This window comes from Bradyrhizobium sp. MI1.10 (assembly GCF_055811035.1).
This window is the reverse complement of sequence record NZ_JBVVPN010000012.1, coordinates 69,040-82,826: the sequence shown is the minus strand read 5'-3', so window position 1 is coordinate 82,826 and position 13,787 is coordinate 69,040. Positions and strand designations below refer to the sequence as shown.

10 protein-coding genes are annotated in these 13,787 nt (G+C 63.9%); 2 read left to right on the top strand and 8 right to left on the bottom strand.

What is annotated here, in order from left to right:
• Nucleotides 1-14 precede the first annotated feature (14 nt).
• From AC0L3K_RS14725 to AC0L3K_RS14690, 8 genes are all read right to left on the bottom strand, one after another.
• Complete coding sequence (locus tag AC0L3K_RS14725) at nucleotides 15-917, bottom strand: SMP-30/gluconolactonase/LRE family protein (protein WP_473366294.1); 903 nt, start codon at nucleotides 915-917, stop codon at nucleotides 15-17.
• 233 nt (nucleotides 918-1,150) lie between these two features.
• Nucleotides 1,151-3,856 carry a nitrate reductase gene (locus AC0L3K_RS14720; RefSeq protein ID WP_354127751.1) on the bottom strand — a complete coding sequence of 902 codons (2,706 nt, stop codon included), beginning with the start codon at nucleotides 3,854-3,856 and terminating at the stop codon, nucleotides 1,151-1,153.
• Between the two features lie 15 nt (nucleotides 3,857-3,871).
• Nucleotides 3,872-5,089, bottom strand: coding sequence for an NAD(P)/FAD-dependent oxidoreductase (locus AC0L3K_RS14715; RefSeq protein WP_473366254.1), 1,218 nt, complete (start codon nucleotides 5,087-5,089; stop codon nucleotides 3,872-3,874).
• A gap of 10 nt (nucleotides 5,090-5,099) precedes the next feature.
• A complete protein-coding gene (locus tag AC0L3K_RS14710) occupies nucleotides 5,100-5,528 on the bottom strand; it encodes a globin family protein (protein WP_007593949.1) in 429 nt (142 codons plus the stop codon).
• A gap of 119 nt (nucleotides 5,529-5,647) precedes the next feature.
• On the bottom strand, nucleotides 5,648-7,039 hold the full coding sequence (locus AC0L3K_RS14705; RefSeq protein ID WP_473366253.1) for an MFS transporter: 1,392 nt from the start codon (nucleotides 7,037-7,039) through the stop codon (nucleotides 5,648-5,650).
• A gap of 338 nt (nucleotides 7,040-7,377) precedes the next feature.
• Nucleotides 7,378-8,172, bottom strand: coding sequence for an ABC transporter ATP-binding protein (locus AC0L3K_RS14700; RefSeq protein WP_007593952.1), 795 nt, complete (start codon nucleotides 8,170-8,172; stop codon nucleotides 7,378-7,380).
• Between the two features lie 11 nt (nucleotides 8,173-8,183).
• Nucleotides 8,184-9,080: a nitrate ABC transporter permease gene (gene ntrB / locus AC0L3K_RS14695; protein WP_007593954.1), complete on the bottom strand. Its 897-nt coding sequence runs from the start codon at nucleotides 9,078-9,080 to the stop codon at nucleotides 8,184-8,186.
• A gap of 60 nt (nucleotides 9,081-9,140) precedes the next feature.
• Entirely contained in the window at nucleotides 9,141-10,460 is a 1,320-nt protein-coding gene (locus tag AC0L3K_RS14690; RefSeq protein WP_007593955.1) for a CmpA/NrtA family ABC transporter substrate-binding protein, read from the bottom strand.
• 668 nt (nucleotides 10,461-11,128) lie between these two features.
• On the opposite strand from AC0L3K_RS14690, the gene AC0L3K_RS14685 reads away from it, so the two are divergent.
• Together AC0L3K_RS14685 and AC0L3K_RS14680 are read left to right on the top strand one after the other, a co-directional pair.
• Nucleotides 11,129-11,968: a formate/nitrite transporter family protein gene (locus AC0L3K_RS14685; protein ID WP_007593957.1), complete on the top strand. Its 840-nt coding sequence runs from the start codon at nucleotides 11,129-11,131 to the stop codon at nucleotides 11,966-11,968.
• Nucleotides 11,969-12,029: 61 nt separating this feature from the next.
• Nucleotides 12,030-13,766, top strand: coding sequence for a bifunctional protein-serine/threonine kinase/phosphatase (locus AC0L3K_RS14680; RefSeq protein ID WP_473366293.1), 1,737 nt, complete (start codon nucleotides 12,030-12,032; stop codon nucleotides 13,764-13,766).
• Nucleotides 13,767-13,787 lie beyond the last annotated feature (21 nt).

Below are 13,787 nucleotides of genomic sequence, written 5' to 3'. Positions count from 1 at the left end.
AACCGCCATCGAGCTCAAGAGTTCAATCCGCCGATGTCAGCGACCAGTACGCTACCGGTCGCAGATTCCGTGATGTAGAGCTGATCTTTGTTCGCGCCACCAATCGCGACATTGGTGCAGTTCGGCCCGGCACACGACTTCACCCGCGCGATCAATTCGCCGTTGGGCGCGAACACGAAGACATGGCCGAGCGATGCGTGGCCGACGAACAGACGGCCCTTGGCATCCATGGTCAAGCCATCGGGGCCGCTGGTACCGAACAGCGAACAGAAGCGGCCGACCTTCGAGACACTGCCGTCCTTCATGAACGGCAGCCGCCACACTGCGTTGTCGCGCGTCATCGCGACGAACAGCACGGTCTCGGTTGGATCCAGCACCAGACCATTCGGACTGATTCCAGTGTCGATCAGGCAATCCAGCCGGCCGCCTGGCGTCAGGCGATAGACGCGGCCGCTCGGGTCATGCAGGCCGGTCTGACCCTGGTCGGTGAAATAGATATCGCCGTTGGACGCGAGGTGCAGGTCGTTGCAGCCGCGGAAGGATTCCGAGTTGCGCGAGGTCAGCAACGGCGCCATGCGCCCCGCGTTGGCGTCGAACTCCATGATGCCGTGCCTGTAGTCGGCGACCAGGATGCGGCCGTCCGCCGCGATCTTCAGCCCGTTCGGCCAGCCCTCATATTCGATCGCCAGCGACCACTCGCCGTCAGGCGCAATGCGGAAGATCCGCCCGAAAGGAATGTCGACGATGTAGAGATTGCCGTCCCTGTCGAACGATGGCCCTTCGATGAAGGAGTCCGTCGGCACACCCGGCCGGTTGGCATCGGCCCAATCCGTCCGCTCGCCTTTGCGGCGGAATTTGTCGGGCATGGCGGAAAAGAGCCTGGTTTCGATCAGGCGCGGCGGCGTTTCCAGGTACATCATTGTTGTTTTTGTCGTTGTTGATGGGAGAGCGCGGCACCATAGGGCACAATCGCGGGGACGTCGATTGGGCCGAGGCATAGCGCCCCGCCCTCGCTGTCATTCCCCGCGAAGGCGGGGAATCCAGTACGCCGTGGCCTCTCCGCTTGATCACCGGCGTCTCGGCGTACTGGATCGCCCGGTCAAGCCGGGCGATGATGGCGGAGTATTCGGCGACGACCGAGAAAGCGCCCCTACCCCGCCGCGCCCGCACGCTTGGCCTGCATCGCCGGTGCCACCTCGGTGGTCGCGATCAGGCGCTTCAGCTCGGGGATACAGGAGCCGCAATTGGTGCCGGCCTTGAGCTTTGCGCCGATCTCGGCGGCCGTGCGCGCGCCTGCGGCGATGGTGTCGCAGATGGTGCCGCGGCCAACGCCGAAGCAGGCGCAGACGACGGGGCCGGTCGAAGCCGCGCCCTCGCTCGACTTGCCAGACAGCAGCATGCGCCGCTGCTCGTCGGTGACATTGTCGGCCACGAACAGGCTCTTCACCACTTCCCAGTCGCCGGCGTCATGCGCGGGGCCGACGAACAGGCAGGTTTCGATGCGGTCGCCCGCAAACGACGCTGCGCGATAAACGCCGCCGCCGAAGTCGCGATAGTCGGCGACGTCCTCGCCGGCAACGCCTTCGAGCCAGGCCGGCCAGCGCGACAGATCCGCATTGTCGGCGAAGAGATAGCCGAAGCCGCCGGCAACAGTGACGCGGGTCCACATCAGATTCGACGGCAGCTCCAGCTGCTTGCGCGATAACGCAAAGCCGCGGAAGACGTATTCATAAGGCACGATCGCGGCCGGTGTCGCCTTGGACTCCGGCTGCCCCGAGAACGGATCGGTGAACGGTGCGACCAACGCCCCGACCCGACCGTGCGAGGCGTTCATTGCACTCCAGTGGATCGGCGCGAACAGCGTGCCGCGCTGCTGGCGGTCGCTGACGACGGCCTTCAGAATGCACTGGCCATAGTCGGTGGTGATGCGGGCATAGCCGTCGTGGACGATGTTGTATTTGTTGGCGTCATCGGGATGAATCTCGACGAACGGCTCGGGCAGATGCGCGCTGAGCCGCTGGCTGAGGCCCGTGCGCGTCATGGTGTGCCACTGGTCGCGGATGCGCCCGGTGTTGAGCCGCAGCGGCCGCGACGGTCCGGTCTCGCCACGCAGCGCCGGCATCTCCGGCGCGACGAAGCGGCCCTTGCCGTCATTGGTGAAGAACCCGCCCGCCGCGAAGAAGCGCTCGCCGGGCGCCTCGCCCTGGCGCGCGGGCCACTGCACGGGCTTCAAGGCGTCAAACGCCTCGTCCGACAGCGAGGTCAGCGCGCCGATGTCGAAGTCGCGGCTGCCATCGTTCTCGAACGCGGAGAGCGCGGCGTGCTCGCGAAAGATGTCGGCTGCGGATTTGTAATTAAAGCTGTCGCCGAAGCCGAGGCGCTTTGCGGTTTCGCTCAGGATCCACCAGTCCGGCCGCGCCTCGCCGGGCGCCGGCAGGAACGAGCGCTGGCGCGAGATCCGGCGCTCGGAATTGGTCACGGTGCCCGACTTCTCGCCCCAGGCGAGCGCGGGCAGCAGCACGTGCGGTCCGGCCTCGACGGTGTCGTTGGAGAGCACGTTCTCGGAGACCACGAACAGCTCGAGCTTCTTCAGCGCCTCGCGCACGAAGTCGGCATCGGGCAGCGACACCGCGGGGTTGGTGCCCATCACCCATAGCGCCTTGACCTCGCCGCGGTTGATGGCTTCGAACAGCTGCACCGCCTTCAACCCTTCATGGGTGGCGATGCGCGGCGCCTTCCAGAACCGCCGCACGCGATCGATGTCCGGCGGCGTGAAGTTCATGTGCGCAGCGAGCTGATTGGCGAGGCCGCCGACCTCACGGCCGCCCATCGCGTTGGGCTGGCCGGTGAGCGAGAACGGCGAGGCACCCGGCTTGCCGATGCGCCCCGTTGCGAGATGGCAGTTCAAGATCGCGTTGACCTTGTCGGTGCCCTGCGCCGATTGGTTGACACCTTGCGAGTACAGCGTGACGACGCGGGGCGTGTCACGGAACATCTTGAAGAAGGTCGCAACGTCCTGCTCGGAAAGGCCGGTCGCCAGTGCGGTCGCGGTGACGCTGCCGGCAATGCTGCGGGCGCGCGCCAGAGCGTCGTCAAAGCCCGACGTGTTTTGCGCGATGTAGTCCTGATCGAGCGCACCATTGTCGGCGAGGTGAACGAACAGGCCGGAAAACAGCGCCGTGTCGGTGCCGGGCTTCAGACCCAGGAACAGATCGACGTCGGTCGCGGTGTCGGTGCGGCGCGGATCGATCACGATCATGCGGGCGCCGCGCTCCTGCCGGTTCCTCAACATGCGCTGGAACAGCACGGGATGGCACCAGGCGGCATTCGAGCCGACGAATACCAGAAGATCGGCCTGATCGAGATCCTCGTAGCAGCCGGGTACGGTGTCGGCGCCGAAGGCGCGGCGGTGGCCGGCGACCGAGGACGACATGCAGAGCCGCGAATTGGTGTCGACGTTGGCCGTGCCGACAAAGCCCTTCATCAGCTTGTTGGCGACGTAATAGTCCTCGGTCAGCAGTTGGCCCGAGAGATAGAATGCGACCGCGTCGGCGCCGTCGCGAGCGACGATGTGCTGCATGCGGTGGGCGACGTGATCGAGCGCATCGCTCCAGGCGACGCGTTCGAGCACGCCCTTGCAGCGGATCATCGGATAGAGCAGCCGGCTTTCGAGCCCGACGGTCTCGCCGAGCGCCGAGCCCTTGGAGCACAGCCGGCCGAAATTGGCAGGATGATCGGGATCGCCCGCGATCGCCGCGCCGCCCTTGCCGTCTGGCGTCGCCAGCACGCCGCAGCCGACGCCGCAATACGGACAGGTCGTCTTGGTGGCGCGGAGCGTGGGATCGATCGCCGTCATATCAAGCCGCCTCTATCAAGCCGCTTTGGAGGGACGCGCGAGCGCGCGGCCGAATATCATGTCGACGCGGATGGCCGCCACCTTTTCGCGATTGCGGATCAGTTCGAGATACCAGAGCGCATCGACGGTATCGCCGATCAACAGAGCGCCAGTGAGCCGGCCCTCGGCGATGACGAGCTTCTTGTAGGTGCCGCGCCTGCGGTCTGACAACACGAGGCTCTCGCTGCCCTCCCCGCCCATGAAGTCGCCGGCGGAAAATACGCTGACGCCCGACACCTTCAGATTGGTCGAGACCACGCTGCCCTGATAGGCCGCGGGACGGCCGGCAAGGTGTCGCGCCAGCACGCGTGCCTGCTCGTAGGCGGGTTCGACCAGGCCATAACAGGTGCCGCGATGCTCGGCGCATTCGCCGAGCGCGTAGATATCGGGTGACGCCGTCTGCATCTCATCGTTGACGACGATGCCGCGATTGACGGCGATGCCGGCGTCCTTTGCGAGCGCAATGTTGGGCCTGATGCCGGCGGCGAAGATCACGGCATCGGCCTCGATGCGGCTGCCGTCGGCAAGCTCGACCGCTTCGACATGACCCTCGCCATGGATGCGGGCTGTGGATGCATTGAGCAGGATGCGAATGCCCTTGCGCTCGACCAGTGTCTTGAGCAGGTCGGCGGCGGGGGCATCGAGCTGGCGCTCCATCAGCCGGTCCATCAGGTGCAGCAGCGTCACGGGCGCTCCGGCCTTGGCGAGGCCGTAAGCCGCTTCGAGTCCGAGCAGACCGCCGCCGACCACGACGACGCGCTTCCTGGCGGCAGCGAGCGTCAGCAGCAGATCGACGTCGCGGGTGTCGCGAAAGGTGTGCACGCCGGAAAGGTCGGCGCCGGGCACGTTGAGCCGCAGCGGCGTCGAGCCGACGGCGAGCACGAGCTTGGAGTATTCCATACTCTCTTCGCCTTCGATCTTGAGCTCGCGTCGGCCGGTGTCGATCTCGGTGACGCGATAGCCGTAGCGCACCGTGACGCCGCGATGGCGCCACCAGTCGGCGGGCCGGAGCTCGATCTCGTGCGAGCCGGTCTCGCCGGCCAGCACGGAGGAGAGCAGAACGCGGTTGTAAGCGAGCCGCGGCTCTTCGCCGATCACGGCGACCGCGTAGCGGCCGAGCGAGGTCTTGGCGAGCTCGTCGACCAGACGCGCGGCCGCCATACCGTTACCGACGATGACCAGCGGTTCACTCACAACGCATCTCCTATTCGGCGGCCTGCGGCTGTGCGCCGTAGGCCTCGGAAATCATGTAGCCGGACAATACGCCGTAGGCGTCGGTCCAGGCGGTAGCCAGTTCGGGCGTCCAGGCTTCGCCGAGGCCCTTCTCCAGGGTCCACAGCAAGGTCGCGCCGACCACCGGGTAGTGCTCGGCCTTGGCGCCGTAGCCGACGTGACGCTTCGCAAGCGCCGAGGCCGCGGGAAGAATCGAGTCCAGGTTCGACAGACCGCCGACGACGGCGGCGAGCATGCCCATCAGCTTCTTGCGCTGCTCGGTCATGTCCTCGGGAAACATCGCGCGCACGGACGGCGCCACCTCGAACAGGCGATCGTAGAACAGCACCGCGGCCTGCGCGGAAATCGGCGCGACCTTGGCAAAGCTCTGTTGGACGAGGGTGATCTGTTCTGGCGTCATGATGTTCTCCTGCCTGTTGGGTTTGCCTTGGTGCGCGCCATTGCGAACCAGGTTCATTGTCAAACTGTCGGGCAAAGCTTCTCCCCGCGTACGGGGAGAAGCGAGATTCGTACCAAGTGTTAAACTCGCGCGCCGGCGAGGCTTGAGGCGCCCTCACCTTGCGGGCTGCGACGCAGATAGAACCACCAGGTCAGCGCGAGACAGGAGGCGTAGAAGCCGAGATAGATCGCGAGCGCGAGCTGCGGGCCGCCGGTCAGCGCGATCGACTTGCCGAATCCGGTCGGGATCAGATAGCCGCCGACTGCGCCGACCGCGCCGATGAAGCCGACCGCGGCACCGCTCTCGATGCTCGCCGTCTTCAAGGCGAGCGCGCGCTCCGCATCGCCCTTGCCGCGCACCCTGAACAAATTCTGCTCGCGGAAGATCGAGGGGATCATGCGGTAGGTCGAACCGTTGCCGATTCCCGTCGTCACGAACAGGACCAGGAACATCGACAGGAAGCCGATGAAATCCTTGTGCCCGACGAAATAGAGCACGCCGATCGTGGCGCCTGCCATCACGATGAAATTCCAGAACGTGATCACCGAGCCGCCGATCCTGTCGGCAAGCCAGCCGCCGAGCGGCCGCGACAACGAACCGACCAGCGGTCCCAGGAACGCGATCGCAATCGTGACTTGCGGGAACTGGGTCTTGATCAGCAGCGGAAATGCCGCCGAGTAGCCGATGAAGGAGCCGAACGTGCCGATATAGAGATACGCCATGATCCAGGTGTGCTTGCGTTTGACCACGGCGAGCTGGTTCTTGATCGACGACTTGGCCGTGGTCAGGTTGTTCATGAAGAACACCGCGCCGAAGACCGCGATCGCGATCGGCAGCACCCACATCAGGCCGGCATTCTGAAGAAAGACACCATCGACAGGCGTTGCCTGGAACAGATTGATGACGGCGAGCGTCATCAGGATCGGGGTCAGGAGCTGCACGCTGGAGACGCCGATATTGCCGCCGGCTGCATTCAGTCCCAGCGCCCAGCCCTTCATCCGGTCGGGGAAGAAGAACGAGATGTTGGTCATGCTGGAGGCAAAATTGCCGCCGCCGAGACCGGCGGTCGAAGCAATCAGCAGCATCAGCCAGAACGGCGTGCCGGGCTGACCGACGAAATAGGCCAGCGAGAGCGTCGGAATGAACAGGATCGCCGCACTGAAGATGGTCCAGTTGCGGCCGCCGAAGGTCGTCACCGCGAAGGTGTAGGGAAAGCGCATCAACGCGCCGATCAGTCCGGGCACCGCGACGAGCTGGAACAGCTGGTCGGTGGTGTAGTGGAAGCCCGCCTGCGGCAATTTGGTGGTGACGATGCTCCAGATCAGCCAGACCGAAAATCCGATATGTTCGGCCACGATCGACCAGATCAGGTTGCGTCGCGCGATAGTCTTGCCAGTCGCATTCCAGAACGCCTCATCTTCGGGGCGCCAGTCTGAAATCCAAGTCTGATTACCAGTCGGACTCTTCGTCATTGCAAAATCCCTTCCAGGCTCACCGCTGCGTCGTTGCAGGCTCAGCCTCCGGCCACGGAGGCGCGCTCCGAGGCTTCACCCCGGTGGCGAGTTACGATGCTGATTGATGATGTTGAGGGACGTCGTCGTTGGCGTCGCGGTTGGTGCTTCAATTTCCGTGCCAACTGCGCGCATTCCGGAAACGCAGGAAATTCAGGAGCTTGTTCGGAGTGCTCCGAATTTTTGCAGCACTATTTCGCACGCAAATTTTGCGATTCGCTCAATCCCTGTGCGGCGCACAAGGATTGAGCTTGATGATTCAAAATTAGGCGTTGCGTCAGCACCTGTTGGTGACGCGTTTACGCGGCCTCGACGAAGCGATGACGCTCATAGAGGAATTCGAGCACGCGCTGCCGGCACTTCAAGTAAGTGGTGTTGGTCGCGAGCTCGAGCCGCTTGCGCGGGCGCGCCAGCGGCACCTCCAGCACCTCGCCGATGCGCGCGCTCGGCCCGTTCGTCATCATGACGATGCGATCGGACAGCAGCACCGCCTCGTCGACGTCGTGGGTGATCATCAAAATTGTGTTGCCGAGCTTCTGATGCAGCGCCATCACCGAATCCTGCAAATGCGCGCGGGTCAGTGCGTCGAGTGCGCCGAAAGGCTCGTCGAGCAGCAACACTTTCGGCTCCATGGCCAGCGCGCGGGCAATGCCGACGCGCTGCTTCATGCCGCCGGAGATTTCCGAGGGCCGTTTGTCCTTGGCATGGGCCATCTGCACGAGGTTGAGATTGTGCATGACCCAGGCGTCGCGTTCGGCGCGCTTCTTGGTCTTGGCGAAGACCTTGTCGACGCCGAGCCTGACGTTCTCGTACACGGTCAGCCACGGCAACAGGCTGTGGTTCTGGAACACCACCGCGCGATCCGGTCCCGGCGAGTTCACCTCGCGGTTCTCGAGCAGCACGCCGCCGGTGGTGGCGTTGGTCAGGCCTGCGATGATGTTGAGCAGGGTCGACTTGCCGCAACCGGAATGGCCGATGATCGAGACGTATTCGCCCTTCTCGATGGTGAGATTGATATCCTTCAGCACCTCGGTGGAGGCAGCGCCGCGGGTAAAAATCTTGTCGATGTGGTCGAGCTTCAGATAAGCGGTCATGTGCTTCCCCTTCAGTTCAGCGCGGTGCCGCGGGTGACGATCTTGCCGGCACCCGCGATCAGGCGGTCGAGCACGAAGCCGATGATGCCGACATAGAACAGCGCCAGGATGATTTCGCTGATATGCGAGGAGTTCCAGGCGTCCCAGATGAAGAAGCCGATGCCGACGCCGCCGATCAGCATTTCCGCGGCGACGATCGCGAGCCAGGACAAACCGATGCCGATGCGAAGCCCCGTGAAGATATAGGGCGCGGCGGCCGGAATCATGATCTTGGCGAAGAATTCGAGCGGGTTAAGCTGCACCACCGCGGCGACGTTGCGATAATCCTGCGGGATGTTGCGGATGCCGACCGCGGTGTTGATGATGATCGGCCAGATCGAGGTGATGAAGATGACGAAGATCGCCGAGGGCTGGCCGTCGCGGAACGCGGCGAGCGACAGCGGCAGCCAGGCCAGCGGCGGGATCGTGCGCAAGACCTGGAACAGCGGATCGAGCCCACGCATCGCCCAGACCGATTGCCCGACCAGCACGCCGAGCGCGATGCCGGCAATCGCCGAGAGCGAATAGCCGAAGGCGACGCGTTGGAGGCTAGCGGAGAGGTGCCAGAACAGCCCCTTATCGATGCCGCCGTGATCGAAGAACGGATCGAGGATCAGCTCCTTCGTGTCCTTGAACACCTTCGACGGCGGCGGCAGTGCCGAGCCGGCGCGGCGGCAGACCAGCTCCCACACCAGAAGCAAGAGCGCGATCACGACCAGCGGCGGGATGACGCGCACGGCGGTCTCCCGCGCCATCCGCGCGTAAGTCTCCGAACGCGGCGGCCGCTTCGGTGTCATCGCGACGACCGGCGCGGCAGCGCTTGCGGGCTTCGCGGTCTCAACCTCGATCTTGGTGGCGGGCATGTTCATCGCAATATTTCTCCGGCTGCAAAAGGCGATGCGGCCGCCCGGAGGCGGCCGCTGGCTCCATCAGACTTCGACGCGCTTGATCGCGAGCGACTTCAGATAGGCAGCCGGATTTTCCGGATCGAACACCTTGCCGTCGAAGAAGGTCTCCTTGCCGCGCGAGGTGGAGGTCGGGATCTCTGCGCTTGCGATGCCGAGCGTCTTGGCCGCGTCGCGCCACATGTCTTCGCGGTTGACCTTGGCAATCAGCGCCTTGGTGTCGAAATTCGCCTCGTACTTGCCCCAGCGAATGTCCTCGGTGAGGAACCAGAGGTCGTGGCTCTGGAACGGATAGGAGGCGAAGTCGCGCCAATACTTCATGATGTGCGGCGAATTCTCGACCACCTTTCCCGGAAGGCCGTAGTCGAACTTGCCGGCGGTGCGGTCGAGTACGTCTTCGACAGGGCAGTTCATCCACTGCCGCTTCCCCATGATGGCGGCAAGCTCGGCCTTGTTCTCGGCCTTGTCCGACCACTGCTGCGCTTCCATCACCGCCATCAGCAGCGCCTTCGCGGCCTTCGGGTATTTATCGACGAAGGCGGCGCGCATGCCGAAGGATTTTTCCGGGTGCTTGTTCCAGAGCTCGCCGGTCGTGATCGCGGTATAGCCGATGTTCTGGTGGATCAGCTGCAGATTCCAGGGCTCGCCGACGCAGAAGCAGTCCATCGTGCCGACCTTCATGTTGGCCACCATCTGCGCAGGCGGCACCACGATGGTCTCGATGTCCTTGTCCGGATCGATGCCGCCGGCGGCAAGCCAATAGCGGAGCCAGAGGTCGTGCGTGCCGCCGGGGAAGGTCATCGCCGCCTTCACGGGCTTGCCGGAAGCCTTCTTCTTCTCCAGGGCCGCCTTGAAGGTGGACGCATCGACACCGAGCTTGAGGTCGGCATATTCGCTGGCAACGGAGATGCACTGGCTGTCGAGATTGAGCCGCGCCAGGATGTACATCGGCGTCGGCTGGTTGTTCTGTGTCACCTTGCCGGCCGAGATCAGATACGGCATCGGGGTCAGGATATGCGCACCGTCGATGCCGTTGCCTTCGGAGCCGAGCACGAGATTGTCCCGCGTGGTGCCCCAGGAGGCCTGCTTCTGCACGTCGGTGTCGGGCATGCCGTATTTGGCGAACAGGCCCTTGTCCTTGGCGACGAACAAGGGGCCGGCATCGCTCAGCGCGATGAAGCCAAGCTTGGCGCCCTTGACCTCCGGACCGGCGTCCTGCGCGAAAGCGCCGGCTGGGAAATTCAGCTTCACGGCGGCCAGGAGTGCGGCGGTCGAGCCGGCGGCCTTCAACAATTGACGGCGGCTGAGGCCAGTGTCCGACGGCCGGCGGGTGCGCTTGGTCATAGGCGGTATCGTCCTTTGCGTCGTTGCAGAATGATTGTGTCAGTGCACACGAGCAGCCCGTCCGTCCGGCGACGCCTGAAGCAGCGCATGCGAACGCGCGACGGGGAGACCCCCGTCTGGTGGCGTCGGCAATTCGGATGAGAAGTCTCGCGGGACGGCTTCAATGGCGTCGGCTTGGAACTATTCAAGCTTCATGCCAAGCGTGACGCAGCCGAAAACAAATCGATATCAATAGCTTATTTAGGCCGCGCTAGTCTGTCGCAGGCCTGTCCCGCTCGTGAAATTTGCGGCCTGCCCAACATTTGTGCGGCGCACAAGTCTTGTGCAGCCGCTTAAGCAACAGGCCACTCGGCCCGCAAAAGCCGGTCAGGAAAAGTCGTATCTTCTTGATATCGCTGGGTTCTTATAGGCCAGGCGCACGGCACGCAACTTGCATTTGAGTTCGCGTCAACGAAGACTGCGGCTCGACCGCAATGCTGCAGCCTCAGGCGGCTGCAGCACGGAAGCTCACCTGCTTCGCGGCCCTCCCGGCTTCATCCTCGTGACGCGATTCCCAGAGCTTCCAAATCTCTCCGGCTTACGCGCGGCAACCAGCCCGCACGGCCAATGATGTTCAGTCGCGCTCACGCAGAGTGTGTCGATCTCACCAGGAAGCAAAGGAACCATTGATGTCGTATCTCGCGCCTTCGGAATTCGTCACCAAGATGGTGGATGCGGGCGAGTCCAAAGTCTTCATGTCCACCCGGGATACCATCATCCGGGCCTACATGGCCGGCGCTATCCTGGCGCTCGCGGCATGGTTCGCCGTCACGATCAACGTGAACACGGGGCAGCCGCTGATCGGCGCGCTGCTGTTCCCGGTCGGCTTCGTCATGCTCTATCTGCTGGGCTTCGACCTCCTGACCGGTGTGTTTGTGCTCTCCCCGCTCGCCCTGATCGACAAGCGCCCGGGCGTCACCTTCGGCGGCGTGCTGCGGAACTGGGGCCTCGTCTTCGTCGGCAATTTCGCAGGCGCCCTGACGGTGGCCTTCATGATGGCCTTCGTCACGACTTTCGGCTTCACCCAGGATCCGGACAAGGTCGGCACGGCGATCGGCAATATCGGCGAAGGCCGCACGCTCGGCTACGCCGCGCACGGCGCGGCCGGCATGGCGACGCTGTTCATCCGCGGAATGCTCTGCAACTGGATGGTCTCGACCGGCGTCGTCGGCGCCATGATCTCCACCTCGGTCCCCGGCAAAGTCATCGCGATGTGGATGCCGATCCTGGTGTTCTTCTACATGGTGTTCGAACATTCCGTCGTGAACATGTTCCTGTTCCCCTCCGGCCTGATGCTGCACGCGAAATTCTCGATCATGGACTATCTGATCTGGAACGAGATCCCGACCGTGCTCGGCAATCTCGTCGGCGGCCTCGCCTTCACCGGCATGACCCTCTACGCCACGCACGTCTTGACCCAGCCGAAGCGCCAGGCGGGCAAGGCCTCGTCGCCCCGCGTCGCGGCCTGAGCAAACAACGTCTCGACAGGAGAGCCTTGCCCGATCAGGGTGAGGCTCTCCTTTGCCGGTGATGACGATGACCCGCGGACTTCAGATCTCGGTCGGCCAACATTCCGACAAGGGTCGCAAGCCCATCAACCAGGATTTTCACGGCGTCCTCGTTCCGGACGAGCCGATGCTCAGCCTGAAGGGCATTGCGGCCGTCCTCGCCGACGGCATCTCGAGCAGCACGGTGAGCCAGATCGCCAGCGAGTCGGCGGTCAAGAGCTTCCTGATGGACTATTACTGCACGTCGGAATCCTGGACGGTGAAGACCTCCGCCCGCCGCGTGCTGGATGCGACCAATTCCTGGCTGCACGCGCAGACGCGCAAGAGCCAATATGCCTATGACCGCGACAAGGGTTATGTCTGCACGCTGAGCGCCATGGTCATCAAGGCGACCACCGCGCACATCTTCCACGTCGGCGACTGTCGCGTCTACCGCGTGGCGGGCAAGGCGCTCGAGCAGCTGACCGACGATCACCGGATCATTGTGTCCTCGGAGCAGACCTATCTCGGCCGTGCGCTCGGCATCAATCCGCAACTCGAAATCGACTACCAGAGTTTCGAGATCGAGACTGGCGACACCTTCCTGCTGGCGACCGACGGCGCCTATGAATTCGTCGACGCGCGTTTCATCACGAACGCGCTCAGCGAGCATGCAGCCGAGCTCGACGGAGCGGCGAAGGCGATCGTCGAGGAAGCCTACCGGCGCGGCAGCGACGACAACATCACGGTCCAGATCCTCCGCATCGATGCAGTGCCGCAGCGCGAGCCGGCCGGCATCTTCAACCAGACCTCCCAGCTGCCGCTTCCCCCGCTGCCGGAGCCGCGGGCGATCTTCGACGGCTACAGGATCGTCCGCGAAATCCACGCCAGCAGCCGCAGCCATATTTACCTTGCTGTCGACGCGGTGACCGAGGAGCCGGTCGCGCTGAAGCTTCCGTCGATCGATCTGCGCGACAATGCCGCCTACCTGAAGCGCTTCCTGATGGAAGAGTGGATCGCGCGCCGGATCGACAGCCCGCATGTGCTGAAGCCGTTGTCGCAGTCGAAACGGCGTGGCTATCTCTATGTCGCGACCGAATTCGTCGAAGGTCAGACCTTGCGGCAATGGATGACAGACAATCCGCGCCCCGATCTCGAAACCGTCCGCGGACTGGTTGAGCAGATCGCCGCGGGCCTGCGCGCCTTCCACCGCATGGAGATGCTGCATCAGGACTTGAGGCCCGACAACATCCTGATCGACAAGACCGGCACCGCGAAGATCATCGACTTCGGATCGGTGAAGGTGGCAGGCGTCGCGGAGGCAGCGCCACAGGACGAGGCCGACGAAATTCTGGGAACGGTCCAGTACACGGCGCCGGAATATTTTCTTGGGCAGGGCGGCTCGCCGCGCTCGGACATGTTTTCGCTGGCCGTGATCTGCTACCAGATGCTGACGGGAAAGCTTCCCTATGGCACGCAAATCGCCAGGATCCGGCGCAAGGCGGACGTGCGGAGGCTCAAATATCGCCCGGCCGACGACGACAGCAACGTGCCTGCCTGGGTCGACGGCGCGCTCAGACGTGCGCTCCATCCGGATCCCTACAAGCGGCACGAGGATCTGTCCGAATTCGTCTTCGAGCTTCGCACGCCCAATCCGGCCTATCTCGACACGCGGATCACGCCGCTTTTGGAGCGCAGCCCGCTGATGTTCTGGAAATTGACCACGGCGGCGCTCGCCTGCGTCGTCGTGGTCCTGCTTGCGATGTTGCACGCGCGCTGATCAGGGCTTTAGCCACGCAAA

What these genes read in the sequence shown, in the direction of transcription:
- AC0L3K_RS14725 (WP_473366294.1), bottom strand. Translation starts at nt 917, where the DNA reads ATGTACCTGGAAACGCCGCCGCGCCTGATCGAAACCAGGCTCTTTTCC.
- AC0L3K_RS14720 (WP_354127751.1), bottom strand. Translation starts at nt 3,856, where the DNA reads ATGACGGCGATCGATCCCACGCTCCGCGCCACCAAGACGACCTGTCCG.
- AC0L3K_RS14710 (WP_007593949.1), bottom strand. Translation starts at nt 5,528, where the DNA reads ATGACGCCAGAACAGATCACCCTCGTCCAACAGAGCTTTGCCAAGGTC.
- AC0L3K_RS14705 (WP_473366253.1), bottom strand. Translation starts at nt 7,039, where the DNA reads ATGACGAAGAGTCCGACTGGTAATCAGACTTGGATTTCAGACTGGCGC.
- AC0L3K_RS14700 (WP_007593952.1), bottom strand. Translation starts at nt 8,172, where the DNA reads ATGACCGCTTATCTGAAGCTCGACCACATCGACAAGATTTTTACCCGC.
- ntrB (WP_007593954.1), bottom strand. Translation starts at nt 9,080, where the DNA reads ATGAACATGCCCGCCACCAAGATCGAGGTTGAGACCGCGAAGCCCGCA.
- AC0L3K_RS14690 (WP_007593955.1), bottom strand. Translation starts at nt 10,460, where the DNA reads ATGACCAAGCGCACCCGCCGGCCGTCGGACACTGGCCTCAGCCGCCGT.
- AC0L3K_RS14685 (WP_007593957.1), top strand. Translation starts at nt 11,129, where the DNA reads ATGTCGTATCTCGCGCCTTCGGAATTCGTCACCAAGATGGTGGATGCG.
- AC0L3K_RS14680 (WP_473366293.1), top strand. Translation starts at nt 12,030, where the DNA reads ATGACGATGACCCGCGGACTTCAGATCTCGGTCGGCCAACATTCCGAC.